Source organism: Acinetobacter tianfuensis (genome assembly GCF_003611465.1).
Classification (GTDB): Bacteria; Pseudomonadota; Gammaproteobacteria; order Pseudomonadales; family Moraxellaceae; genus Acinetobacter; species Acinetobacter tianfuensis.
In genome coordinates this window covers 37508-63290 of record NZ_RAXV01000008.1, presented here as the reverse complement: position 1 = coordinate 63290, position 25783 = coordinate 37508, and the positions used below count along the sequence as shown (strand labels likewise).

At 41.5% G+C, this 25783-nt stretch carries 26 protein-coding genes; 13 read left to right on the top strand and 13 right to left on the bottom strand.

Annotated elements, in window-relative coordinates:
* Positions 1-4: 4 nt before the first annotated feature.
* Entirely contained in the window at positions 5-574 is a 570-nt protein-coding gene (locus D7V32_RS05395; RefSeq protein ID WP_120401888.1) for a PilZ domain-containing protein, read from the top strand.
* Here the strand turns inward: D7V32_RS05395 and D7V32_RS05390 are convergent, their stop codons facing one another.
* Both D7V32_RS05390 and D7V32_RS05385 read right to left on the bottom strand, forming a co-directional pair.
* Positions 575-1492 (bottom strand): DMT family transporter, encoded by a 918-nt coding sequence (locus tag D7V32_RS05390; RefSeq protein WP_120401887.1) that lies wholly within the window; start codon positions 1490-1492, stop codon positions 575-577.
* Positions 1492-1974, bottom strand: a complete 483-nt coding sequence (locus D7V32_RS05385; protein ID WP_407641535.1) for a YaiI/YqxD family protein — start codon at positions 1972-1974, stop codon at positions 1492-1494. The genes D7V32_RS05390 and D7V32_RS05385 overlap by 1 nt, the downstream gene beginning before the upstream one ends.
* 399 nt (positions 1975-2373) lie before the next feature.
* On the opposite strand from D7V32_RS05385, the gene D7V32_RS05380 reads away from it, so the two are divergent.
* From D7V32_RS05380 to D7V32_RS05350, 7 genes are all read left to right on the top strand, one after another.
* Positions 2374-2670 carry a hypothetical protein gene (locus tag D7V32_RS05380; protein WP_120401885.1) on the top strand — a complete coding sequence of 99 codons (297 nt, stop codon included), beginning with the start codon at positions 2374-2376 and terminating at the stop codon, positions 2668-2670.
* Positions 2571-2804 (top strand): DUF2750 domain-containing protein, encoded by a 234-nt coding sequence (locus tag D7V32_RS17825; RefSeq protein WP_120401884.1) that lies wholly within the window; start codon positions 2571-2573, stop codon positions 2802-2804. Before D7V32_RS05380 ends, D7V32_RS17825 begins: the two co-directional genes overlap by 100 nt.
* Positions 2797-3246 (top strand): PAAR domain-containing protein, encoded by a 450-nt coding sequence (locus tag D7V32_RS05370; protein ID WP_120401883.1) that lies wholly within the window; start codon positions 2797-2799, stop codon positions 3244-3246. The genes D7V32_RS17825 and D7V32_RS05370 overlap by 8 nt, the downstream gene beginning before the upstream one ends.
* The gene (locus D7V32_RS05365; RefSeq protein WP_120401882.1) at positions 3239-3796 is read left to right on the top strand and encodes a PAAR domain-containing protein; all 558 of its coding nucleotides are present in this window, start codon (positions 3239-3241) and stop codon (positions 3794-3796) included. The genes D7V32_RS05370 and D7V32_RS05365 overlap by 8 nt, the downstream gene beginning before the upstream one ends.
* Before the next feature lie 18 nt (positions 3797-3814).
* Positions 3815-4498 carry a hypothetical protein gene (locus tag D7V32_RS05360; protein ID WP_120401881.1) on the top strand — a complete coding sequence of 228 codons (684 nt, stop codon included), beginning with the start codon at positions 3815-3817 and terminating at the stop codon, positions 4496-4498.
* Positions 4498-5001 carry a putative periplasmic lipoprotein gene (locus D7V32_RS05355; protein WP_120401880.1) on the top strand — a complete coding sequence of 168 codons (504 nt, stop codon included), beginning with the start codon at positions 4498-4500 and terminating at the stop codon, positions 4999-5001. Before D7V32_RS05360 ends, D7V32_RS05355 begins: the two co-directional genes overlap by 1 nt.
* Before the next feature lie 369 nt (positions 5002-5370).
* Positions 5371-6300: a hypothetical protein gene (locus D7V32_RS05350; protein WP_120401879.1), complete on the top strand. Its 930-nt coding sequence runs from the start codon at positions 5371-5373 to the stop codon at positions 6298-6300.
* Positions 6301-6914: 614 nt separating this feature from the next.
* Here the strand turns inward: D7V32_RS05350 and serC are convergent.
* The gene (gene serC, locus D7V32_RS05345) at positions 6915-7994 is read right to left on the bottom strand and encodes a 3-phosphoserine/phosphohydroxythreonine transaminase (RefSeq protein WP_120401878.1); all 1080 of its coding nucleotides are present in this window, start codon (positions 7992-7994) and stop codon (positions 6915-6917) included.
* Between the two features lie 319 nt (positions 7995-8313).
* Here serC and D7V32_RS05335 point away from each other — a divergent pair, with 319 nt between their 5' ends.
* From D7V32_RS05335 to D7V32_RS05320, 4 genes are read left to right on the top strand one after another with little or no spacing between them, the layout of a single operon-like run.
* Complete coding sequence (locus tag D7V32_RS05335; protein ID WP_120401876.1) at positions 8314-9810, top strand: TolC family protein; 1497 nt, start codon at positions 8314-8316, stop codon at positions 9808-9810.
* 18 nt (positions 9811-9828) lie between these two features.
* Positions 9829-10971 (top strand): HlyD family secretion protein, encoded by a 1143-nt coding sequence (locus D7V32_RS05330; RefSeq protein WP_120401875.1) that lies wholly within the window; start codon positions 9829-9831, stop codon positions 10969-10971.
* A 2-nt stretch (positions 10972-10973) separates the two neighbouring features.
* Positions 10974-12101 carry an ABC transporter permease gene (locus D7V32_RS05325; protein ID WP_120401874.1) on the top strand — a complete coding sequence of 376 codons (1128 nt, stop codon included), beginning with the start codon at positions 10974-10976 and terminating at the stop codon, positions 12099-12101.
* The gene (locus tag D7V32_RS05320) at positions 12098-13210 is read left to right on the top strand and encodes an ABC transporter permease (protein ID WP_120401873.1); all 1113 of its coding nucleotides are present in this window, start codon (positions 12098-12100) and stop codon (positions 13208-13210) included. The genes D7V32_RS05325 and D7V32_RS05320 overlap by 4 nt, the downstream gene beginning before the upstream one ends.
* A 59-nt stretch (positions 13211-13269) precedes the next feature.
* Here the strand turns inward: D7V32_RS05320 and D7V32_RS05315 are convergent, their stop codons facing one another.
* The 5 genes from D7V32_RS05315 to D7V32_RS05295 form a co-directional block, all read right to left on the bottom strand.
* The gene (locus tag D7V32_RS05315) at positions 13270-13692 is read right to left on the bottom strand and encodes a DUF3887 domain-containing protein (RefSeq protein WP_120401872.1); all 423 of its coding nucleotides are present in this window, start codon (positions 13690-13692) and stop codon (positions 13270-13272) included.
* A gap of 79 nt (positions 13693-13771) precedes the next feature.
* Positions 13772-16762, bottom strand: a complete 2991-nt coding sequence (gene gyrA / locus D7V32_RS05310) for a DNA gyrase subunit A (RefSeq protein WP_120401871.1) — start codon at positions 16760-16762, stop codon at positions 13772-13774.
* A gap of 1017 nt (positions 16763-17779) precedes the next feature.
* Positions 17780-18709 (bottom strand): electron transfer flavoprotein subunit alpha/FixB family protein, encoded by a 930-nt coding sequence (locus tag D7V32_RS05305; protein ID WP_120401870.1) that lies wholly within the window; start codon positions 18707-18709, stop codon positions 17780-17782.
* A gap of 17 nt (positions 18710-18726) precedes the next feature.
* On the bottom strand, positions 18727-19479 hold the full coding sequence (locus tag D7V32_RS05300) for an electron transfer flavoprotein subunit beta/FixA family protein (protein ID WP_120401869.1): 753 nt from the start codon (positions 19477-19479) through the stop codon (positions 18727-18729).
* Between the two features lie 525 nt (positions 19480-20004).
* Entirely contained in the window at positions 20005-20610 is a 606-nt protein-coding gene (locus D7V32_RS05295; RefSeq protein ID WP_120401868.1) for a LysE family translocator, read from the bottom strand.
* 111 nt (positions 20611-20721) lie between these two features.
* Between D7V32_RS05295 and D7V32_RS05290 the strand changes: the two genes are divergently transcribed.
* Entirely contained in the window at positions 20722-21216 is a 495-nt protein-coding gene (locus D7V32_RS05290) for an Lrp/AsnC family transcriptional regulator (protein WP_120401867.1), read from the top strand.
* 69 nt (positions 21217-21285) lie between these two features.
* On the opposite strand, the gene D7V32_RS05285 is transcribed toward D7V32_RS05290, so the two are convergent.
* The 5 genes from D7V32_RS05285 to lysA all read right to left on the bottom strand — a co-directional run bounded on the left by D7V32_RS05285 (position 21286) and on the right by lysA (position 25768).
* On the bottom strand, positions 21286-21657 hold the full coding sequence (locus D7V32_RS05285; protein ID WP_120401866.1) for a hypothetical protein: 372 nt from the start codon (positions 21655-21657) through the stop codon (positions 21286-21288).
* A 369-nt stretch (positions 21658-22026) separates the two neighbouring features.
* Complete coding sequence (gene xerA, locus D7V32_RS05280) at positions 22027-22953, bottom strand: site-specific tyrosine recombinase/integron integrase (protein ID WP_120401865.1); 927 nt, start codon at positions 22951-22953, stop codon at positions 22027-22029.
* An 8-nt stretch (positions 22954-22961) separates the two neighbouring features.
* A complete protein-coding gene (locus D7V32_RS05275) occupies positions 22962-23564 on the bottom strand; it encodes an alpha/beta fold hydrolase (RefSeq protein ID WP_120401916.1) in 603 nt (200 codons plus the stop codon).
* Between the two features lie 100 nt (positions 23565-23664).
* Positions 23665-24510 carry a diaminopimelate epimerase gene (gene dapF, locus D7V32_RS05270; RefSeq protein ID WP_120401864.1) on the bottom strand — a complete coding sequence of 282 codons (846 nt, stop codon included), beginning with the start codon at positions 24508-24510 and terminating at the stop codon, positions 23665-23667.
* A 13-nt stretch (positions 24511-24523) separates the two neighbouring features.
* Positions 24524-25768, bottom strand: coding sequence for a diaminopimelate decarboxylase (lysA, locus tag D7V32_RS05265; protein ID WP_120401863.1), 1245 nt, complete (start codon positions 25766-25768; stop codon positions 24524-24526).
* Between the last annotated feature and the right edge of the window lie 15 nt (positions 25769-25783).

Below are 25783 nucleotides of genomic sequence, written 5' to 3'. Positions count from 1 at the left end.
AATTATGGAAAATTTACAGCATCAAAGCGCTTCAACAGAACGCCGTGTAATGTCTCGTATCGATGCTGCCTTGCGAATCAACTATCAGATGATTTCTGATGAGGTTGCGCTGAATGATCCTTACGATCCTAATTTTATCTTACCGCGCTATTTTCTACTACTTGCAGAATTAGATCAATTTGATCATGCGCTGAACTACGAATTAGAACAATTAGCTGAAAAAGATCAACAAATTTCACGAATCTTATCCTTATTCAACCAAAAATTAAACCTGATTACAGGCACTTTATACGATGCTATTGTACAAAGCATGTTACCTGTGCCCCAGCACGTCAATTTTTCTGAAACCGGTTTAAGCTTTTTCAGCGACAATCCAATCACTGAAGGCTCATACTTGCACATGACGCTCAGCCATCCGGAAAACTATTTCCATATTGCAACAACGGCGCATGTCGTTTATAGCCGTCAGGAGGAAAATGGAAAATACCGTATCGGCGCGTACTTTCTGACTCTTCACCCGCAAGACCGCGTTAAAATTGCAGAATGCGTAGAATTAACTCAAAATAAGCCCTGATTAGCTGCTGGGCTTATTCAGTTTATGGGCGAATTTTCGGTTCGCCCTAAAATCTTGATAAAAATATATAAGTAACCCTGAAAGTAAAACTGCTGCACCGAAAAGCACCATCATGGTCAATTTTTCATTATTCAGCAGTGCTCCAATCAAAATGGCTAAAATAGGCGTCATGACTGTAGTTAAAGATAAAGTTGATGCTTGAATATTTCTAACCAATTTAAAATAACAAAACATTGCAATCAGAGATGCCATGACAGAGGCGTACAGCAGACTGAAAAGCGATTTGGCCGCAGGCAGCTGTGCAGGCGCTTCAGACCAAATAAACGGCAGCATACACAATGAAAATATTACCGAAATACCAATTGACCCTAAAGCTTGCGCCATTGGTTCTACAGGCGCATTCACCTTCTTAATCCAAAAAATAGAGACACAATAAATCAGTACACTCAGCAGCATCAGCATAATGCCGATGGGATGCACGTGCTGCCCGCTGCCGCCTAAACAAATAATGCCGAGTCCGCACACCGCGATCATCATGCCCAGCCATTGCAAACGGCGCAAATGAACTCGAAATACAAAATGCCCAATCAGCCCTGTCATAATCGGCGCTAGGCCAAACATCAATGCAATGATGCCTGAACTTAAATAACTGGTCGCCATATAGGTGAAAATCTGCGAACCGATAAAGCTGCATGCGCCAGCCAAATAACTGTGCAGTGCGTGTCCATTAAACGGAAATGGGATACGGCTTAAATATAAAATAACAGCAGCCAGCGGCAATGCGATAAAAAACCGCAAAGCCAGCGCCCAATACAAATTAATATCTTGCACACTCCAGACAATTGCCAGAGGTGTGGATGCCCAAATGAGAACTAAAAGCCCATAAGTTGCAGAGAGATTCGCTTTAGATGGCTGCATCAAATTGAAGTTTTACGCTTTTGTTTTAAAATCGTTTGATCCAGACTGCTGGAAAACTCGCGCTTGTCACGCTCTGAAATAGGCGGCGGCCCGCCTGTTTGCACGCCTGCGCCACGCAGACTGTCCATAAAGTCACGCAAATGTAATCGCGCTTTGACATTGGCGACAGTATACACCTCACCGCGCGGATGAATGGCGATACCCCCCTTTTCAATCACTTGCGCCGCCAGCGGAATATCTTGCGTCATCACAATATCGTGTTCTTTCATTCGATCGATGATTTCTTTATCCGCCGCATCTGCACCGCTCATGACCTGAATTGAATTAATTCGTACCGATGGCGTGATGCCTACGTTTTGATTCGCAACAAAAGTAACTTCCAGCTGATAACGGTCTGATGCGCGAATAATCACTTCACGCAAAATTTTAGGTAATGCATCTGCATCTACCCAAAGTTTAAATGGCAGCACAATCACTTCCAGTACAAAAGTATGATCAGTATTTTAACAAATTTAGATGATAGAAATACGTGATATTGCTCTATTTAATGCATTGCTTTCTCAAAATTTGACAAAGCACCATCTATCATTAACAAACAATTGATTTAAAATAATAAAATCTTCAAATTTTGGCTTCAGTAATTGATTAAGAGTAACCATCTGCTGGCGAATTATTCGAATAGCATCAGTCAAACTTATGAAATATGTTTATCCAAATAAACATAAGCAGCAGATTAAGTTATGACTAAAAATACGCTTAATTTGGGTATTTCATTTAAGGGAGTCGGTTGTCCATAATCCTGTCTAGGATTACTTTGCCTAAACTTCAGCATAAACATAATAGAAATAGCAAAACAAGCAACTATTAAGGATATAAATTTAATGTCAAACTTATTACAAAAACAAATTCAGGCCATTTTAAACTTACCTGCGCCTGAGAAATATTCTCATTTTATTAAAGAAACTGTTGGTAGTGATCAAATTTGGATGTTATATAAAAGCGAGGAGTATGATGGCGACTTAGAAGATAGCCCCATTGGCGGTGAGTACGCCTATCTTCAAGATGATAATTCAAACTTATTTTACCGCTTTGGCCTGCAGAAGAATATGCCAACTTATGTAGAGTTAATGGTTGGGAAAGTTTTCAACCAACCTGGCTGGGCATTGAGCAATTTATAGATGAATATTTGCCACATTTTTTAGAAAAAAATATTAAATTCTGTATTTTTCCAACTGTAGATGATGCGGGAGTAATCCCCACTGTTGAAGAATTTGTTTGTCATTTAAATACTGAACTTTCTCTATATGAATAATTTTTTACTTTTGCATGAACTGCCAGAAGAGCAGTTAAAAAAGCTTTCTCAAGATGATACTCAAAAGATTCACCAAGCAGAACAACTCTATTGGAATAATAAGCCGTATACCAAATTTTTTACTGCATTTAATGGTGCTAAAACGAAAAAAGGTGGATTAATCAGAGCCTCTACTGATACTTATAAAGTTAAAGGTATTTCTTTAGCTTTAGTAGGTGATGAAGCGATATATGCTGATGGTTCAACGGCAAAAATTATCTCTGGCGCCGGTAGTGCCATCACTGTTTATAATCGATCCGCAGCACTTATTGGTTCACCATTAGAAAATGGTGATGAAATTATTGATAGTCCGATGACCTCTCATGTCTTACATCTATATCATAATGCGATGATTCCAGAAGAGTTTATGACTTCAGTTTATGGAGATTCAAATAATGACTAAAGGTTTTGGCATCCACGGTTCTACAACAAGTCATGGTGGAACTGTGATATCCACTCAATCTCGAAGCTCACAAATGGGGAATTTATTTCTTCGTGCGGGAGATGGTTTTGCTTGTCCAAAATGTAAAACGTGGTCTACTTTGATTAAAAGCAATGACCATGTGATTTTTGATGGTAAAGCAGTCGCTTATGTCGGTGATAAGTTCACATGTGGTGCTACTCTAATGCCAAAACAAGTTCATGTTGTTGGCACAAGCGGTGGAGCTAGTTCTACTTCTAGTATCTCAACAAAAACCACACCTATCATGAGTAGTTTGGTTGAGGATATTGCGAAAGAAATCCATAAAATTCAGTTCAAAATTATAGATGAAGATTCTCAGGAATTACTTTCAGATATGTTGTATGAACTTTATAGCAAAGAATCAGGGGAATTATTAGTTCAAGGCTATACAGATGAAAATGGCATGACAGCAATTTACGAAAGCGAGCATCAGCCAGAAGCTATTGAACTTATAACGTTGGACTTGTCGAAGACATTAGATCCCTTATAAATAATACTAGGAAAAAAAATGAGTGATACTGGCCGCTTAATCTATCATAGCAATTACGATAAAACTCCTATTCAGGCTCAAGCAGCGGAACGAATTGATTTAAAAGGAACAGTCAACATGTGCCGAGCTGATGATGAATTTCTTACAGCATGTGAAGGTTGGCAAAACTTAATTAAAGTGAAGCAAATAGTACCTTATACTTTTTGTATTCCACAGCATCTTTGGGATCATATTAAGAGACGACAACCCTTTGAATATGATATGGCTTTAAGATTCGGTTTGGAGTTTGATTTAAGGCAAATTGAGAAAGATACACCTGGATTTATTTATACTGAATATTTTCACACAATGATGTATCTCAAATTTGCTACATATATGACTAAGGTTAGTAAAGACAAAGCACTGATAGCAGCCACTGAATTATTAAAAGATACATTTAAAATTCGAGTTGCTGCTCATTATAAAAATAAGGAAGATATCATTCAGCTTACGCCAGCTGGCTATGGTATGTTCTCCAAAGCAGAATATGTCGGTAAAGCTGGACAAATTCTAAAAAATGGTGGTCCTTTTATGATTAGTGAAAGATTGTATACGATGATTTTTGGAAAAAGCTGGAATAAGCAAGCTCATAGTTTTGCTGTTTCAGAAGGCTACAGAACTCCTAGAAAAGAAGAATTTGAAAAATTTGATGGAACGTATTAATGAAAAAGATCTTCTCTCTATTAATTTGCTCTATGCTTCTTTCTTCTTGCTCTAACGCTAAAAAAAATACAATCGATGAAGGCGAGTTAGATAAACAAATAGTACAAACAAAAATTATGGCTATTTCAAGTAGTCTAGAAAGTGCAAGCTTTGTATATCGAGCTGCATATAAAAATTCGGAAAAACCTTCGGAAGTTAACGATCACTTATATTTATATGCTTTGAGTGAAATTGAATCACTTTTTAATACTTATGATATGGGGGGGGTAGACTATAAGAAAGACATTACAAGTTACAGGTTAATATCGGGAGATGCTATTGATTCAATGTGTATTATTAATAAATTTTTGAAAAAATATCAGAATCATTTGGAAAGAAAAGAATTAGCAAAACGATATGATACAACCTTGAGTAAAACTTTTGTGTTGCAAAGTGAATATTTAAATCTTTTGAAAAATGATCCAGATTTAATTAATGGATCTCAATGTTTAAAGTTAAATTAACATAATACACGCTACACGAAATATTCAATTTATTACATATTTTTCAATACCTTATTACTAAAAACCCCAAACCTACTTATTCATTTTTTTGACGATTTTCCATGTTCCACATTGAATATGTAAACAATGTTTCACAGCATCATGCAGCGTGATTGAACAATAAAGCAGAAAAATGAACAAGGAACGCATAGCCATCTGTCACTGGTATTGCTCATCAGTATTCTGAACGTATCTCACTATTCATTCACTTTTTACATGCTGTAGACAGAAAAAAGTGTCATGTTATGGAATATTTAGCGCTATAGACTTGAAAATTGAAAATAACCCTCGATTTAATACTTAGATAACAATCCAGCATCAATTGTGAATATGAAAAATCAAAACAGACCTGAAATCATCACCATTGAAGATCATAACTTCGGCAGCCACATTGAACACTGGAACCTGCTGACAGACCAGCCTGCTGCTGATGTGCCAAAATGGCTAGGTCAAGCGCTTGATGCCCCCATCATGCCAATGGGTCTTTGTGCTGAAGAAAACGACATGGATGCTGAAACATGGCTAATTCAAGGGCCAAGCAAAGCTTCTGTTCAGCTTAGCCAAGTGATTGCAGTTGAAAACAATAAGCCTAAATCTGTGAAAACTGCTTTTCCATGCTTTGACAGCCCATATAAAGTCAAAGCCAAAATTGAACGCATCATTACCTGTAAAACCAATACCCAAGCAGTCTTACAGCTAAATGTCGGCAGCGGCAGTGTTGTCTATGCTTATGACAGCCTATATAGCGTTAACCACAACCAATATCAGCATGATCAAGAATATGCAGTACAGCTGAATGGCTGGGCTTATCAGCTTGAAGCTGTAACCGAACATGAGCAGCTGGTGGTCGATGATCCTGCATCGATCAAACACCACCGCGCCTTAAATGATATTTTAGCGGCCAATAATGGTGTTGCGCCTGAAAACCTGCAAGAGCTGCTGGATGCTTGGGAGCCGCAGTCCGAAGACGACAAAGCGCCCGTCACTGTTAACTTCTCGAAAATGGTCGCTTACCTGTACGGCGAAACCCTTGGTCAAGAAGATGAAGCTTGGTTCCAAGGCAGCATTGTCGGCAAAACTGCTATGCAGTTTATGGATCAGGAATACACGCTGTATGATGTGACGCTTATTCACGAAGGTGATCAACCCGCGACCCTGATGCGGATTGCCACCCGTGATGCACAATTTAAAGACTTTAGTATCGGTCAGTTCATCCGCGGCAATGTATGGCTGCAAGCCAATATTTACAGCAAAGCATAACCAAAGCTTTTCAGCCAAAAAACAATAAAATCCTGATAAATCAGAATTTTATTGTTTTAAAACCCGCTTATTTTTTTAGGCTATAAAATTGTATCTATTTTATAAATATCCACAGTTTTTGTGCAGTTAATGTTTTTAAATTCATTTTAAAATACACTTATCCACAATTTTAAATTCAATTATTTTAAAAAATTAATCTTTAATTTAGCTAAATTAAAATATTTAAAATAATCTATAAACTGTAAATTCTGTTGAAAATTAGCAGCTTTCATTGAAATCAGCAGCGATTTTTAAGTCTGGCTAAATATGTTTATAGCATCATTCAGTTTAGTACTTTATTTAATCAATTTTTTATGATAAAAATGCATTTAAGAAATAGGAATTAACGATAAATAGATCGGAAAATAAATATCTATGAAAGTCGTGCAAGAAGAAAATATCCAGACCGTCGAAACGCAGCTCAATTCTCGATATCAAATCGATTCAATGTCCTGCCTGTTTTTTGTTTTAGGCATGCTGATGTGTGCATTCATTCTGCATACCTTTATCCTTTAACTTTCATCGAATATAAAAAAAGCCCATCTTTAAGATGGGCTTTTTCATTGCATAAATAATTATGCATTGCGTTTAGCAAAATCATCCATGAAGTTTACAAGCGCCTGTACGCCTTCAAGCGGTACAGCATTGTAAATACTTGCACGCATACCGCCCACTGAACGATGGCCAGCAAGGTTTAACAAATTATTTTGTTCAGCTTCTTGCAGGAACTGTTTCTCAAGTTCAGGTTTCGCTAAAGTGAAAGGCACGTTCATGATTGAACGGTTTGCTACAGCAATCGGGTTTGCGTAGAAATCACTTGAGTCAATATAGTTATACAGCAATTCAGCTTTTGCCAAGTTCGCTTTATAAATAGCGTCTACACCGCCCTGCTCAAGCAGCCACTCAAATACTAAGCCTGATAAATACCATGCATAAGTAGATGGCGTATTCACCATAGAATCATTCTTCGCTTGTGAAGAATATTTCAAAATGCTTGGAATTTCAGCTTTAGACTGATCAAGCAGATCTTCACGCACAATTACAATCGTTAAACCCGCTGGGCCAATATTTTTTTGTGCGCCAGCATAAATCAAGCCAAACTTAGATACATCTAAAGGTGCAGACAAGATGCTTGAAGAAAAGTCAGCAACTAAAGGTTTATCCGTTTCTGGAATATTTGCAAACTGAATGCCGCCGATCGTTTCGTTATCTGCATAATGCACATAAGCTGCATCATCAGATAAATTCCATTCGCTTTGGTCTTTAATCGCAAGCTTGCCGTCTACAGCTGTGCCCGCTTCAATGACATTGATGTCACCATAGCGCTGCGCTTCTTTTAACGCTTTTTCAGACCAGATACCCGTATGGATATAGTCCGCTTTGCTGTTTTTACCCAAAAGATTCAGCGGAATAGCAGAAAACTGAAGTGAAGCGCCGCCTTGTAAGAACAGTACTTTATAGTTATCTGGAATATTCATGAGTTTGCGCAAATCCGCTTCAGCTTTCTCTGCGACAGCAACATAATCTTTACTGCGGTGACTCATTTCCATAATGGAAAGGCCTTTGCCTTGCCAGTCAAGCATCTCAGCTTGAGCTTTTTCTAAAACGGCAGTAGGCAATGCAGCAGGACCAGCACAGAAGTTGTACGCGCGCATGATTTTTCCTTTCAAAGTGAAACACAATAAAATGATGGCATTTAACCACAGATCACCAGCGCTTGCAGTATATTCAGCTGTAAATATTCCAATCCAATGCAATATTTACAGTCAAATTTTCAATAAAACCCGCATTTTAATTTTTACAGACTTTTTAGAGCCCGCAGCTGCAGATCCGCTTAAAACATTAAAAAGGCCGCCCCAAAAGAGTGATGAGGGAATAACTTTGCCAATTCTCTGCAAATATTCAGCAGACAAAGCCGCTGTTCGGTTTAGTATCAACTATAATAAAAGACATTCATGCGAATGAGCCAGAATAATGCCAGCACATTTTCAACACCGAAAAAAATTAAAAATAACCACCGCTGCTGCCCGCTATAGCAGCTGCCGCAGTCTTTTGAGCCTGCTTTGCCTTTGCGCTTCTCCCGCACTGCTGGCTGCCAGCATCAGCTATCAGCAAGCCGAACAGAATATTTTGCAAAATGCATACAGCAGCCAAGCTAACCAGGCGCTGCAGCAGGCTTCTCAGCTGGAAGCTGAAGCAATTAAAGGCATTGGCTTGCCCCGCATAGATTTAAATGTACGCGCTTACGCATTTCATAATGAACTGGATGTTCCTCTAGGCGCAGTAAAAAATAATTTGGAACAGTCGCTGACTAATGGCGTAAACAATAAAATCGATGAGCTGAATTTAGGTGCAATTTCAGATCCGCTGAAAGAGAGTTTAAAACAGCCTATTCATGACGGTGTTGGCTTAATCCCAGATTCATCTCAATTGACGCTGGATGACCAAACGATCCGCCCAACTGTATCACTCATGATGCCGCTGTATACCGGCGGAATGACTCAAAATGCCAAAACTGCAGCTCAGCTGAAAGCGCAGCGCAGTCAGCTGAATACACAGCAGCAGCAAGACTTGCAGCGTTTTGAGCTGATACAGGCATATTTTAATGTACAGCTGCAAAAACAGCTGCGCGCATCCAGTCTATATAATTTTGAAGCGATGCAGCAGCATACCTCCAATGCGCTTAAAATGGAAAAACAAGGCTTTATCAGCAAAGGCCAGCGCATGCAGTTTGAAGTGGCCCGCAACAATGCAGCAAGATCACTGCACAACGCAAATGCCAGCTTAGATGCCAGTTTATTCAAGCTGAATAATATGCTGCATGGCAGCCAAATTACAGAATTAACAACGCCGCTGTTTATTAACAGAGATCATCAGCTTGCTCTAAGTCAGCTTTTAAAAAGCCTGCCTGAACAATCTGCACTGATGCAAAAACTGCGCACTGATACGCAGCTGGCCCAAGTCAATGTCAGCGCCCAGCAGGCTGCAAAAAAGCCCAGTGTTTTTGCATTTGGAGAATATAGCCTTGACCAGCACGAAAACTGGATTGTAGGTGTCGCTGCCCGCTACAATTTGTTTTCTGGCATAGACAAAAATAAAAATGTGCAGGCAGCCGAACTGCAGCGCTATGCGGCTCAACTTATGACAGCACAGACTCAGCAAGAGCTGGAAACAGTCATTTATAGCGCTTACAGTGAGCTAAACACCGCTCAGCAAAGTGATCTGCTGCTGCAGCAAAACCTTAGCGCAGCGCAGGAAAATTTACGCATTCAGCAGCTGTCGTTTAAAGAAGATATGGGAACAGCAGCACAGGTCATTGATGCACAAAATAATCTCTCCATTCTTCGTGCTGAAAATGCGCTGAATGCCTATAAATATATTCTGTCGCTGGCGGCGCTGCTGCAAAGTCATGGTTCAATTCAGCGCTTTCAAGGCTTTATTCAGCAGCCGAATACACATTATTTACGCTAATTCAGATGGGGAAAATAGATGAATCAAGACCATCAAAATGAACAGAGCTCAGAAAACAGTACCGATGCACCTGCGCAAAATACTGAAAATTCAATACAAAACACTGAAAAATTTTCAGATCTGCCCGCTGATACTGACAAGCAGACAGATATTGCCGCGGCTGAAACAAAGAAAAAACCGGCAGCTCTTAAATGGATTCTGTTCGCCTTGATTTTCGTTATTTTAAGCGTAATTGCTTTTGGCCTATGGAAAAGCTACCAGCCAAAAGAGATTGAGCTGCAAGGCCGTGTCGAAGCGGAAACGATTCATATCGCAACCAAAGTACCCAGCCGCATAGAAGAAATATATGTGCGCGAAGGGCAAAAAGTACATAAAGGCCAAGAAATTGTTCGGCTGTTCAGCCCTGAAGTGAATGCTAAAAAACAGCAGGCTTTAGCCGCATTGCAATCTGCTCTTGCAATGCAGTCCACGGCTGAGCGCGGCTCACAGACTGAAAATATTGCAACACTGCAGGCCAATTGGCACGCCATGAAAGCACAGCAGGATTTAGCGCAAACCACCTATCAGCGCGGTGCAAATTTATATAAAGAAGGGGTTATTTCCCGCCAGCGCCGTGATGAACTGCATGCTGCAGCACTCTCCTCCGCAAGCATGACAGAAGCTGCTTATCAGCAATATGTCCGCGCTCAGCGCGGCAGTACGCCGCAGCAAAAATCCTCTGCAGATGCACAAGTCGATATTGCCAATGCAGCCGTTGCAGAAGCCAATGCTTTAGAAGCAGAAACTAAACTGCTCTCGCCAATTGACGGCACCATTTCCAAGACTTACGGCAAAGTGTCTGAGTTAGTCGCCATGGGTGTACCAGTTGCCAGCATTATTGTTGACCATGACATGCATGTCAGCCTGAATATCCGTGAAGATCAATATGCGGCGGTCTATCAAGTTCAAAGTATGAAAGGCTATATTCCAGCACTGAATTTAAATGCAGACTTTAAAATTCAGCAGATCAGCGCAGAAGGCGAATTTGCGACCATTAAAACCACACGGCAAACTGGCGGTTATGACATCCGCAGTTTCAAAGTTGAACTTGTCCCTGCGCGGCCTATTGCAGACTTAAAAGCCGGCATGAGCGTTTTGTTTAAAATACAAGAGGCCAAATAACTATGCCGGCGGGCCTATGGCGGGAAATCGACTATCTGCTGAAGCACAAATGGGACTTCTTTCTTGCTGTGCTTGCGCCTTTACTGGTCATCCTACTATTCACCTCCATGTTTGCTAAAGGCAAACCTGAACATCTTCCTATTGCAATTATTGACCAAGACCGCAGCGCACTCAGCAGCAATATTCAGCATTATCTGTCTGCCAGCGAAACACTGCATATTGCCGCAGTTACAGATCAGCCCGCTGAAGCTGAACAGCTGCTGAATAAAAATAAAATTTGGGGCTATGTACATATTCCAGCTGGAGCAGAACAGCGTTTAGTACAGGCTAAAGATGCAGAAATCAGTATCGCCTTCAATCAAAGCTACTTCAGTGTAGGCAATACCGTTTCTTCTGCAATGCTCAGCAGCACCTTGCAAGCTCTGGCCAATTTTACGGGCCGTGATTATTTAAACAACCGGCTGCCTTATTTGGAAGCACCCTCACCGCATGTCAAAATCTCGGCCTTATACAACCCTGGTCTAAATTATGAGTTTTATTTAGAACCCTATATGATCCCGGCAATATTGCATTTATTGCTCTGCTGCTGCGTCGCATTTTCAGTCGGACAGGAATTTAAATTTCAGACTGAAAAATCTTGGCTGCAATCAGGCATCTGGCAGGCACTGCTGTCTAAAAATTTGTGCTATATCATTATTTTCAGCTTATGGACATGGTTATGGATGTTTTGGCTGATGGATGTCCGCGGCTGGTTTGCTGCCGGACATGTTTGGCTGATCATGCTGGCGCAACTCATCTTTTATAGCGCTTATGCTTTTATCAGCAGCGCACTGGTTTTAGCCACAGGCAACCTCAGCAAAACTTTTGGCATTATTGCGGTATATGGCGGCTCATCGCTCAGTTTTGCAGGCGTAACTTTACCTTTAAATAACGCACCGCTGTTTACCAAATTTTGGGCCAATATTATTCCTTATACTCCCTATGCCAAATTACAGACAGAACAATGGGTGATTGGCAGCCCTATAGCATTTTCACTGCAGCCTCTGCTTGCACTATGCCTTTATGCTGCAATTTGGCTGGCAGTCTCTTATGCACTGCTTATTAAACGTGCCCGGGAGTCCAGCCTATGAAACAGCTCTGGCGCCATTACTGCCAAACATTTAAAAATATTGCTGCCGATTCATCCATTTTAACCACTTTGATCCTTTCAGTATTCTTATACAGCTTCTTCTATCCAACCGCCTATCAGTCACAGCAAGCTGAAGCCTTGCCTATTGTCATTGCGGATGAAGAACAAAGTGCAATGAGCGCTGCAATTATCAGCCAAGTTGCAAAAAGCCCGAATGTTGAAATTAAAGCCATAACTGGAAATTTTGCAGAAGCCGAACAGATGATTGAAACTCAGCAGGCCGACGGCATACTGCTCCTGCCTGAAAATTTAAGCAACAGCATCAGGCGCGGTGAAACTGGCGGCATTGGCTTGTATCTCAGCGCAGCCAATTTTTTAAAAACCAAACAGATTGGCTTAGGACTTGCCTCTTCTATCGAACATGCTCTTGCTGAACAGGCAGAAAAATTTGGCAGCATTTCACATTTTTCACCCGCAATATCTGTGCATCAAATCCCTTTATTTAATACCCTTTCAGGCTATGGCAGCTATATCTTCCCTGCTGTTGCGCCGCTGATTATCCACCAAACGGTTTTACTGGGAGTCTGCATGCTGATTGCAGGTTATCGTGAACGAAGATGGCAGCCTCAGCGGGCTGAAATGGCTGGTATTTTTTTAGCGATTTTAACCATTGGCTGTTTAGGCTGTTTTTACCTGTTCGGATTTACTTTTTGGCTGTATGACTACCCCCGCGGCGGCAACTTCTTGGGCATGCTGTTCAGTGTACCTATCTATATCGGCTGCATTATTAGCCTAGCATTGCTTTGCGCTTCATTTTTAGATATGCCGGAACGTACTGGACATGTTTTTGTCTTTACTTCTATACCGCTGTTTTTATTATCTGGCGCAGCTTGGCCTTTAGCGGCAATGCCGGAATGGATGCACATCGCAGCCCTTGCATTACCCTCAACCCAAGGGATTCAAATGTTTATCCAGCTGAATCAAATGGGGGTTCCAAGCGCTTATGTTTGGCCTAAACTGCTGTATTTATTTATTTTCGGTTTATGCTGTTTTGGCATTGCCTATTACCGCTTAAAACTGAAAGTGAACAGCATAAAAAAGGATGCCTAAGCATCCTTTTAAAGCTTCACTTAACTGCTGTGATATATATAAATCACATTCACACCATCTTATTTGATTGACTCACCAAATACAGATACATTTAAATCACGAATTTTACTGCTGCCGCCCGCTTTATCAAAGCTGACATCATATTGCACTAAGTTTTTCTCATAGCCATATTCATAAGTCACTGTATACTTGCTTAGCTTTGTGCTATCTTCTTGCTGATTTTTCGCAACAATTTTACGTGTACGATAATCGGCTTTCGGTAAATTGCGCGAAAACTTATGCAGCTCACGCTCATTATTTTTGAAATAATCCTGTAGTTCAGGTTCTAAGTGCACCATAAGATCATCAAACTTTTGCAAACGCAAATCATCATAAGCTTGCTGCGCAGCTTGTGTCTGCTGTTCGCTCGGATCTGGCAGCTGCGTACCCGAACATCCTGCCAAAGCGACTATTGAAGCAATCACTGCGTATTTCATTTTCATGTTCAATTTTTCCGTATCAAGCTAACGTCTATATAGATAAAAAAGGACGCCGAAGCGCCCTTTTTTATACAGCTGAAGCTTAGTCTTCTTCTGTTTCGTTCAGATCAGATTCAAGATCAGATTCACGTTCTTCAGTTTCAATAACATTTTCTTCGTCTGAGGCATTCACAGCTTCTGCTGCCAATGTTTCATCTTCTAAAAACTCGTCTTCTTCAACTGCTTCAATCGCTTCAACACCCACCAGTGTTTCATTTTCACCTAAACGGATCAAACGGACACCTTGTGCATTACGGCCAGTTTGAGCAACTTCAGAAGCGCGGGTCCGCACGAGCGTGCCGCCATCAGAAATCAGCATCAACTCTTTAGATGCATCAATTGCAACAGCACCAACCAGCTCACCGTTACGGTCAGAGGTTTTAATTGCAATTACGCCTTTACCGCCGCGCTTCTTCGTCGGGAAGTCATCCACTGGTGTACGTTTACCATAACCGTTTGCAGAAGCACACAGTACTTCACCTGTTTCAGGTACAACCACCAATGATACGATACGGCTCAAGAAGTTTGCATCTGTATCTTCATCATCAGAATCTACATCTGCTTCTTCTGCTTCTTCAGATTGAGCAGCGCCAATAGTCACGCGCATACCGCGTACACCTTTAGCAGAACGGCCCATTGCCCGAACATCAGTTTCAGCAAAACGGATGGCTTTACCTTCATTCGAGAACAGCATAATTTGCTGCTCGCCGTCGGTGATCGCCACACCAATTAAGGTATCGCCTTCCACCAATTCAAGCGCACGTAAGCCATTTGAACGCACATTTGAGAACTGATCTAATTCAACACGTTTAATCGTACCGAATTCAGTTGCCATGAATACGTAGAAATTCTTACGTAAGTTTTCAGCAAGCTCTGCGAACTCAGCAACAATTTCATCGTCCAAATCCGTTGCAGAAAGCTCTACACCCAATTCTTTCAATTGAACGCGCAATGCATCAGTAAGATCATCACCATCTGCAATCTCTGCAAAAGCAGCTTCTAGGGCATCATAATGATTTGCAATGATTTCATTTTGCTGTAACTGTGTTTTATTGGCTTTCACAAACGTACGGAAATCAGCTAAACGCTCTTTGAATTTCTTCGGCGCATCGATTACAGGCAAGATCGCTGTAATTGTTTCGTTATCATCCAGCGGCAATAAATTCACCATTGGACGGCCTTTTGCACCGCGGGATGCTTGAGGTACTTCAAACACACGCAAGCGGTAAACCTTACCGACGTTGGTAAAGCAAAGCACGGTTGCATGGCTTGATGTCACAATCAGATGCTGAATGTAATCATCTTCTTTCATCGATGTTGCAGATTTACCGCGGCCGCCGCGGCGCTGCGCCGCATAATCAGAAAGCGGCTGAGTTTTCGCATAGCCTGACTGAGAAACAGTCAGCACCATTTGCTCTTCAGGAATTAAATCTTCACGTGAGAAATCAATACGAGATTCCACAATTGAAGTTTTACGCGCATCGCCATACTGCTGCAAGATTAAAGCAAGTTCTTCTTTAATCACATTCATCAACAAGTTGAAGTCATTTAAAATAGCAGTATATTCAGCAATTTGAGCCAAAATTTCAGTATATTCAGCTTGCAGTTTGTCTTGTTCAAGACCTGTCAAACGGTGTAAACGAAGTTCTAAGATCGCGCCCACTTGCGTTGGAGACAAACGGTAGATTTCACCAGTCAAACCAAATGGACGGCTCGGATCTTCGCCTTCAATTTCGTCTGGACGTACAGATACAGCGCCTGCTTTTTCAAGCAATGCAAGAACACCGCCGCCAGCCCACTCGCCCGCTTGTAAACGCTCACGCGCCTCGCTTGGGTTTGCAGAGGTTTTAATCGTCTCAATAATTGCATCAATATTCGCAAGCGCAACAGTCAGACCTTCTAAGATATGGCCTCGTTCACGCGCCTTGCGCAACTCGTACATCGTGCGGCGTGTAACCACCTCTTGACGGTGACGAATAAATGCCGCAATGATGTCTTTTAGATTCATCAGCTTAGGCTGACCATTATCCAAACACACCATATTGATGCTGAAAGAATTCTCTAATTGAGTATTTTGGAACAAATTGTTCACAATCACTTCTGCATTTTCACCGCGTTTTAAGTCAATCGCGATACGCATGCCGTCTTTATCAGACTCATCACGAAGCTCAGAAATACCTTCCAGCTTTTTCTCTTTCACCAGCTCAGCAATACGTTCAATCGTTTTTGCTTTATTCACTTGATAAGGAATTTCAGTGAATACGATGGTTGTACGGCCAGTTTTCTGATCTTCTTCGAAGTGATATTTACCGCGGATATGCAAGCGGCCTTTACCTGTACGGTAAGCATCAACAATGCCTGATTTACCGTAAATGATACCGCCTGTAGGGAAATCTGGACCAGAGATATGTTCCATCAAGCCCTCAATGCTGATCTGCGGATTATTGGCATAAGCTAAACATGCATTGACCACTTCAGTCATGTTATGCGGCGCCATATTGGTCGCCATACCCACTGCAATACCGGTCACACCGTTAATCAGCAAGTTAGGCACACGTGTCGGCATAACTTGAGGAATACGCTCAGAACCGTCGTAGTTGTCTTCCCATTCAACTGTATCTTTTTCAAGATCAGCCAAAAGCTCATGGGTCAGCTTACGCATGCGGACTTCGGTATAACGCATCGCAGCAGCGCTGTCGCCGTCTACAGAGCCAAAGTTACCCTGACCGTCTACCAACTGGTAGCGAAGACTAAAATCCTGCGCCATACGGACAATCGTTTCGTATACAGCAAAATCACCATGCGGGTGATATTTACCGATAACATCACCGACTACACGGGCAGACTTTTTGTATGCTTTGTTGTAATCATTGCCCAATTCGTGCATTGCGAAAAGCACACGACGATGAACAGGTTTTAAACCATCTCGCACATCTGGCAATGCACGTGAAACAATCACGCTCATGGCATAATCGAGATATGAGCTTTTAAGTTCATCCTCAATGGCAATCGGTCTAATTTCCGATACGCTCATGCATACTCCTTGTTATACAAGCAGAATTCTGCCCGCATTTATATCGTAAAATCAGCTAAAAATCAGTTCACAAAATATGAACCAATATTAAAAAATTCAGTCCTGCAGTATAGCATAAAAGCACTGGTTTTTGCTTCAAAGATTACGATCTATAACCATGAATTTTGGTATATATTTTCAACAGATTATTTACTAAAACCTGCGAAAAAGCCTCCTGTTCCAGAGGCTCATCTTTCATTGGATTTTCATCACTCAAAGTGTCTGACTTTCAGTATTTAAACAACTGCTCTGCAGCGCATTTTGAAGCGCATGCCGCTTGCGTTGGCTAAGGTTTAAGCCCCAAGATGCCTAATCTTATCTCTCACATTCACAGAAGCTCGTGCACATCTTCCAGCACATGATGCTCAGCAGTGTTCTGCAATAATGCTGCAGGCTGCTCCATCTTATTTTTAATTGCGTCCCGCCCTGCAAAAACACCCAAAGTTCATGCTAAGGCCAATGCTGACATACACATCATTTAAAGCTGTAAGATAAATTCGGATACAGATATTTGACAAACGTATAAATACAGGCTGTGCAATCAAATACATCAATAAAGACCGGAAATAAATTGTTGGCCATTTCAGCAAATAGAGCCGCACTCAAAGACTGCTGCTAAAACAGCGCCTGATCATCTGACAGCTCAATTGATACATACAAAAATAATAGAACAGCCGTTTATAGAGCTTTTGTAAGCCGTTTCATCAAATAAAGTAAAATATGCAGATAAAATACAAAATAACTGACGCTATCAGCAAAATTATGCCTAGTAGGTCAATCTCTCTGCGCTTAAAAACCTTGCGCTAAAAATTAGATTCAAAACAGGTCTCTAAACTAAAAATCTATAATTGATATAAATATTAAAAATCCCCAAAAAAGTAAGCATGCACTTTTTTTCAGGCATAAAAAAACACCCCCAAGAAACAGCATACATCACTGCAGCTGCTCTTTTGAGGGTGTTTGAACTGTGTTCAGTAATTAGATTTTAGATACTAATTCTGGAACTACAGTATTTAAGTCACCGACTAACCAGTAATCAGCTACTGCATTAATTGGCGCTTCTTCATCTTTGTTGATCGCAACGATCACTTTAGATTCTTTCATACCTGCCAAGTGCTGAATCGCACCAGAGATACCTACAGCGATATACAATTCAGGAGCAACGATCTTACCAGTTTGACCAACTTGCATATCGTTTGGAACGAAGCCAGCATCAACCGCAGCACGTGAAGCACCCTGAGCAGCACCAAGCTTGTCAGCAAGTGGATCAAGTACTGTATGATAGTTCTCACCAGAACCAACACCGCGGCCGCCAGATACGACAATGCGAGCAGCTGTAAGTTCAGGACGTTCAGACTTCACGATTTCTTCTGAAACAAACTTAGAAATGCCAGCATCACCAGTAGAAGCAGCAGCTTCAACTGCAGCCGAACCGCCGTCGTTTGCAACAGCGTCAAATGCAGTACCGCGAACAGTTGCAACAACAACTGATTCACCAGATTCTACAGTTGCAATCGCGTTACCTGCATAGATAGGACGTTTGAAAGTTTTTGGACCTTCAACAGCAATGATGTCAGTAATCATGCTTACATCAAGAAGCGCAGCAGCACGTGGAAGCACGTTTTTGCCCGTTGTTGTAGACGCAGCAAGAATGTGTGTATAACCGCTTAAAGACGCAACTAGCTTAGCAACGTTTTCAGCCAATTGATTTGCATAAGCAGCATCGTCAGCAAGCAATACTTTGCTTACGCCAGCAACTTTAGCAGCTTGGTCAGCAACGGCTTGAGCGCCAGAACCAGCAACTAATACAGTGATATCACCACCGATTTTTTGAGCTGCAGCAACAACGTTTAAAGTAGCAGCATTTAATGCTTTGTTGTCGTGCTCAGCGATAACTAAAATACTCATGATTTTATCCTTCTGTATTAGATCACTTTCGCTTCGTTTTTCAATTTTTCAACAAGCTCATCTACAGATTTCACTTGTACGCCAGCTTTACGTTCTGCAGGAGCTTCAACTTTAACAGTTTTAAGCTTAGTTGCAGGAGAAACGCCATAATCAGCTGGTGACTTAGTATCAAGCGGTTTTTTACGCGCTTTCATAATGTTTGGAAGCGCTGCATAACGCGGTTCGTTCAAACGCAAGTCTGTTGTGATGATTGCAGGAAGTCCAAGCTCAACAGTTTGCAAACCGCCGTCGATTTCACGAGTCACTTGAACTTTGTCGCCTTCAACTTTCACTTCTGATGCGAAAGTACCTTGGCCAGCGCCAAGAAGAGCGCCAAGCATCTGACCAACTTGGTTAGAGTCGTCATCAATTGCCTGTTTACCAAGAAGGATCAGTTGAGGCTGTTCAGCTTCAACTACACCTTTAAGAATTTTAGCAACTTCTAGAGCGCCTAACTGGCTGTCATCAGCTTCAACTAGAATGCCGCGGTCTGCACCTAACGCCATAGAAGAACGGATTTGTTCTTGAGCTTCTTTAGGGCCAATAGAAACGACAACAATTTCTGAAACAGTTCCTTTTTCTTTTAAACGAACCGCTTCTTCCACTGCGATTTCACAGAATGGGTTGATTGACATTTTAACGTTCGTTAAGTCAACACCACTGTTGTCCGGCTTAACGCGAACTTTAACGTTGGCATCAACCACACGTTTTACAGCAACAAGAGCCTTCATGTAATCCTCGGCTGTTTTAGCAAATGTAAATGTTATGAAAAGTTATAATAACTCTTCACTTAAAATTTTTTAGGTGCCCTATCTTGCAGTGTGTATGGCATTTCGGTCAAGTCACAATTATCGAAAGACCTGTAAAAATGCGTAAAATTCCTTGAACTTGGCGTTCACACTTTTCAATCGCTTATTTATTTGTCTAATTCCAAAGATTATTTAGTTATTTTTTAATCTTTGATTTTTATTATTTTTTCATCTTATTACACACATCAGAAGTTCTGATTAAATAGCTAAAAATGATTATTGCCCTGCCCGAAAAGCTCAATAAAGATACTTTAAATGTCAAAATTTAACCTGTCATTAAAGATAGAGGATTACTTTTCAAACACTCATTTTCAGCATTTATGGCTCAAGAACTGCTGAGTAAAACATGTAACAAAGCTCGCAATTTATTTTCATGCGCAATGATTCAGCACAAAAATAAAAAGCCCATGCATGGCATAGGCTTTTACATGTTGAACCCGAAGATTTTTAATTTGCAATCAGCCAAGCAGCAGCCAAGCCGATCAGACCTCCAGAGACACCATCAACCCACTTCTGCTTACGTGCATCAATCTGCGTTTTTTGGCTGATTTGAGCAAAGATTAAACTTAGAGAACAGTACACAATAAAAATTAAAGCAATAAACACACAAGATAAGATTAAACCTTGCACAACAGTACTGCCTGATTTATCAATAAATTGAGGCAGAATTGCAAAATAAATCAGCATACCTTTCGGATTCAGCAGTGCGGTAAAAAAACCTTTTTTAATTGGCGAGCTGCTGCTTTTATTTTCAATACGGATCGTATTTTTACTCAATACAGATTTCAGCAAGCTCACTGCCAGATAAATTAAATAAGCAATACCCAGCCAGCGAATGGTTTCAAATAAAAGAGGGAACGAGACAATAATTGCAGCTAAACCTACAGCAACCAAAATTGAATGCACCAAATAGCCTGAACAGATACCTAGCGTTGCCATCAAGCCTGCTTTTGCGTCTTTACCCATAACTTGGGACAGCACAAACAGCATATCTGGCCCAGGTGTAAAAATAAGCGGCGTAACCGTTAAAGCAAAGAGTACTAATACAGACATTTCCTTTTCCTATCGCTGTACTGACAGAAAAAACAGTATCTGCGAATTGCGATAAAATAGGATTTCAAATATTCTAATAAAGTAATTATTTTTAGAATTATATTCTATTTTATGAAAATATCTTCCAAGTCTGTTCTAGTAAAGCTCGACCGTATTGATAAAAGTATCATTTCATCATTGCAAAACAACGGCCGTATGCAAAATATAGACTTAGCTAAACATATTGGCTTGTCGCCCTCTTCCTGCTTACGCAGAGTCAAGCTCCTAGAAGAGGCAGGCGTTATTCAAAGCTATACCACGGTCGTCGATCCGCAAAAAATAGGTTTTCAGCTTTTACTGTTCTCCCGCATTTGGCTGGTTGGACAAGATGCCGAAACCATTGATACGTTTATTGAAGCGATGAAAGAACTGCCGCAAGTAATGGAATGCTATATTATTTTAGGTGAATGTGATGCAATGCTGAAAGTGGTTGTGCCTGACTTAGAAAGTTACCGTAAATTTCAATCTGCTCATCTGACCAAGAAAAATGGCATTACCAGTGTCAAAACAGACGTTCCAAGCCAAATTATCAAGCAAAGCTATCAGCTGCCGCTGGACGATTTATAAATACAGGCCCCAATAAAAGCAAAAGCGAAGGTCAAACCTTCGCTTTTTGGATAGCGCTTTAGCTTAGCTTTAAACAGTTTGATTTTCTAAAAAATCACGGTGCACATGGCTTAAATCGATAAGTTCATAATTTTTTAAGCCAAAAACTTGCCAAATCGCCATCGCATCTTCTTTCATGTCTACCGCTAAGTCAGCTTTGGTATAGCGCTGCCACTGCAGGTCTGAAATCCAAATTAAATATTCTTTCGTGCCTGGGTTATAGGCAATGACCTTACCGTCAGCGTTAATACCCTGCACACGAGCGCCCTGCGGCAGCGCAGCTTCAATTTTAGGCAGACTGATATCTACAAAATGCTTAATCTGTCTTAAGCCATAACCAGCAAACATTTCTTTTTGCTTTGAGCTCAACTGCTCATACTTTACTTGAATATCCTGAATCATTGTTTTTGCCTAGTTTCTAAATCAAATTCTGTGGCGGCTAAACTTAAGACAACAAAGCAGCTTTTGCCTTTGAGATGTCTATAAAACTATTCGGTTCATACGCGCTTTACATGCATTTTATACGTGAATAAATGAACATTTATTATTCTACATTAGTTTTAATTGCCTTTTTTTACAGCAATATTCATGTCATTTATGCATTTTTCCGAGTTAATTTATGTGCTTTACAGCATTTTGTCCATATCTGCTTATGGTCTATTTATATGCTTTTATGTCAACGCTCTGCCGTTAAGCTGCTCATTTAAAATTAAGCATAAAGCCCTCTGCCGCTTACCCAAAACTAAACATTCAAGATCTTCATTAACCCGATTATTTTGTCCTCTGCGCCCGCGGATGCGCCTGATCATAGACTTGCGCTAAATGATCAAAGTCAACATGTGTATAAATCTGCGTGGTGGTCAGATTGCTGTGTCCTAACATTTCTTGCACGGCGCGCAAGTCACCGCTATTGGACAGCATATGAGTGGCAAAACAATGACGGAGCAAATGCGGGTGTAAATCTACATTCACTCCAGCCCGCTGCGCCTGCAGCTTAACGCGGTTTTCAATTTGCCGCGCTCCCAAGGGATTGCCTTTTTGTGTAATAAATACATGAGCATCTGGCACAAAATCTCCCTGCCATAGCGGATAAACCTGCAGCCACTGCATAACGGCATCTTTTGCTTTTGTGCCAAATGGCACAATTCGCGTTTTATTGCCTTTACCTGTGATCCGCAGCAGCTGCCGGTTAAAATCCAGATCTTTGATACGCAGTGACTGTACTTCTGCTAAACGCAAGCCGCTGGAATACAGCAATTCTAAAATGGCTTTATCACGCAGCCACATTTGCTGCTGTCCCTCGGCCTCAGGCGCTGGCTGATCCAATATCTGCTGTATGGTTTCAATATCAATCATGCCTGGCAAAGGTCTGGATTGACGCTTCAGCTGATAGTCGTCAGCAGGATTGAATGCTAAATACTGCCCTTGCTCAGCCCATTTCATAAATTGGCGGATTGCAGACAGCATCCGCTGCAAACTGCTGGGACTTAATTGCTGCCGTTCAACTTTTGAACCTAAATATTCACGCAAATCTGCTGTTTCCACATCGGCCAGCGGCAGATTTTTATGTTCACAAAAGGCTAAAAAATCACTGACATCACGCTCATAAGCCAGCAGTGTATGTTCTGACTGATTTTGTATTTTGCGCTCTTTGAGCCACATGCCAAGCAAATTTTGAGGATCAAAAACCTTGGACATTCTCTCTCCTAAAACTGCTTTAAAAATGCAGAAATATGCACGGCGCAAATATCTGCATGACTTGAGGCAAAGAGATGATCACCGCCTGCAACCACATGCAGAGAAGAAGATGCTAATTGCTGCTGCAAAAACTCACCTACGGCCACAGGACTGATGAGATCCGCATCCCCCCATAACTGCAGTACTGGCTGTCGAATATTTTCCAGCTGCGCTGCATAGTCTAGTTTTACTGTGCTAAACCAGTCTGGATAATTTAAATAGTGCTGCTGATACGCAGTACGCCAGTCTTCAACTTGAAAAGCAGTCATATCGATCCCGCCAGAAGTTGCAATCAATACCAGTCCTTTTACCTTTTCGGGCTTTTCAAGCGCAGCCTGCACAGCAAATATTCCGCCCATAGACTGCGCAATAATAATGCACTCGTCCTGAATATGATCCAGCACATAGCGGCTTAAACTTGAAAAATCCTGTACATCATCATGGGCTGGCTCATTTGCAAAAGCAGGATAAGCGACGATTTTCTGATCTGGGTAGTCTTGGAGCTTTATGGCCAAGGGTGCCCAAAAATCAGTACTGCCAGATGCCCCTGGTAAAAAGATCAGCTGTGTCATAACGCACTTGTGTTTCCATACATTTTCATAGCATAGCGGAATTTCAGACATAAAAAAGCACCTTCAAATGAAAGTGCCCTTTTGTGCAGTGATATTCAGCTTAACCTTGGAAGTAACGCAAATCTAAACGGCCTTCATAAACAGTTGCTGTTGGACCAGTCATCCAAACTACATCACCTTCACGCCATTCAATTTGCAGCTTACCGCCGGCAAGCTCAATTTCCACGCTATTTGACAGCAAGCCGCGGCGCATGCCCGATACAGCAGCAGCGCAAGCGCCTGTACCGCAAGCCAATGTTTCACCCACACCGCGCTCAAATACACGCAAACGCGCATGCTTATCGTCAATAATCTGCATAAAGCCCGCATTTACACGTGCTGGGAAGCGCTCATGCGACTCAACCTGCGGGCCTAAACGCGGCACATCCGCTTTTAAAACATCTGGCACAATAGTGACAGCATGCGGATTACCCATGCTGACAACGTCAATCACCAAGCTTTCACCATCTGGCAATGCCAAGTCATACAAGCTCTCAGCTTCATCTGCAATGAAAGGAATCTCATGCGGCAGAAACTTCGGATAACCCATATTAACGCGAACCCAGCCATTTGGGCCAAGCTCAGGCTCTACAATACCCGACTTCGTCTGTACTTTAATTTTGGTTTTTGTGGTGAGCTGGCGCTCATGCACAAAACGCGCAAAACAGCGCACACCGTTGCCGCACTGCTCAACTTCTGAACCATCTGCATTAAAAATACGGTATTTAAAATCGGCTGTCGGCTCGTCTGGCGGCTCAACAACCAGCAGCTGGTCAAAACCGATACCAAAATTGCGGTCAGCCATACGCTGAATTGTTAAAGTATCTAAATAGGCACGCTGGCTGATTAAATCAACCACTAAAAAGTCATTGCCTAGACCATGCATTTTAGTAAATTCTAATAACATCTCGAATTATCCCTTAAGGCAAAAGACGTTCGCGTTCCCAAAGCGATTCAATCGTCTCACGCTCGCGGATCAAATAAGACTGATCACCCGCAACCATGACTTCAGCAGCGCGGCCGCGGCTGTTGTAGTTCGAACTCATGACAAAACCGTAAGCGCCTGCACCTAATACTGCCAGCACATCATTTTGCTCAATTGCAAGTTCACGCTCTTTGCCTAGAAAATCGCCTGTTTCACAAATCGCGCCAACAACATCCCATTCTTTGCGTTCAGCATTTTTATTAGGCGTCACTTCCTGAATATCCATCCATGCTTCATAGAGCGCTGGGCGGATCAGGTCATTCATCGCTGCATCAATAATGGCAAAATTGCGGTGATTCGTCGGTTTAAGCAAATCAACTTTAGTCAGCAATGTACCTGCATTGGCAGAAATACTGCGGCCTGGTTCCATATATACTTTTAAGCCTAATTTCTCTAAAGCAGGCTTCATCGCATTGGCATATTCTTCTACCGAAGGAGGCGTTTCATCTTTATAAGTGACACCTAGACCGCCGCCAATATCAATGTGCTTCAACTCGATACCCAGCGTTTTCAGCTCTTCGATCATCACAATTACACGGTCCAGCGCATCAACAAAAGGCTGTGTTTCTGTCAGCTGTGAACCAATGTGGCAGTCAATGCCGACAACATCTAAGTTTGGCAAAGACGCTGCATATTGATACGTTTCATATACGCTGTCTGAAGGGATACCAAATTTATTTTCTTTTAAGCCTGTTGAAATGTATGGATGCGTTTTAGCATCTACATCAGGATTGACGCGCAAAGAAATTGGCGCTTTTACATTTAAGCCAGCAGCCACTTTTTGAATGCGGTCAAGTTCTGCATAAGATTCGACATTAAAGCAAGCAATGCCGACTTCCAGCGCTTTTTGAATATCTGCTTCAGTCTTGCCCAGACCAGAAAATACGATCTTAGAAGCATCACCGCCAGCTTTTAAAACACGCGCTAATTCACCGCCAGTCACAATATCAAAACCGGCGCCAAGCTTCGCTAATACATTCAAAACCGCAATATTTGAGTTTGACTTTACCGCAAAACAAATTTGGTGATCGATAAAGTTAAATGCACGGTCCATATCTAAGTAATGCTTTTCAAAAGCGCCCTTAGAATAAACATATAGCGGTGTACCATATTGCTCTGCAAGCATCTGTAAAGAACATTGCTCTGCATGCAAAACCCCATTAATACGGGTGAAACTCATGAATGTATCCTTGCT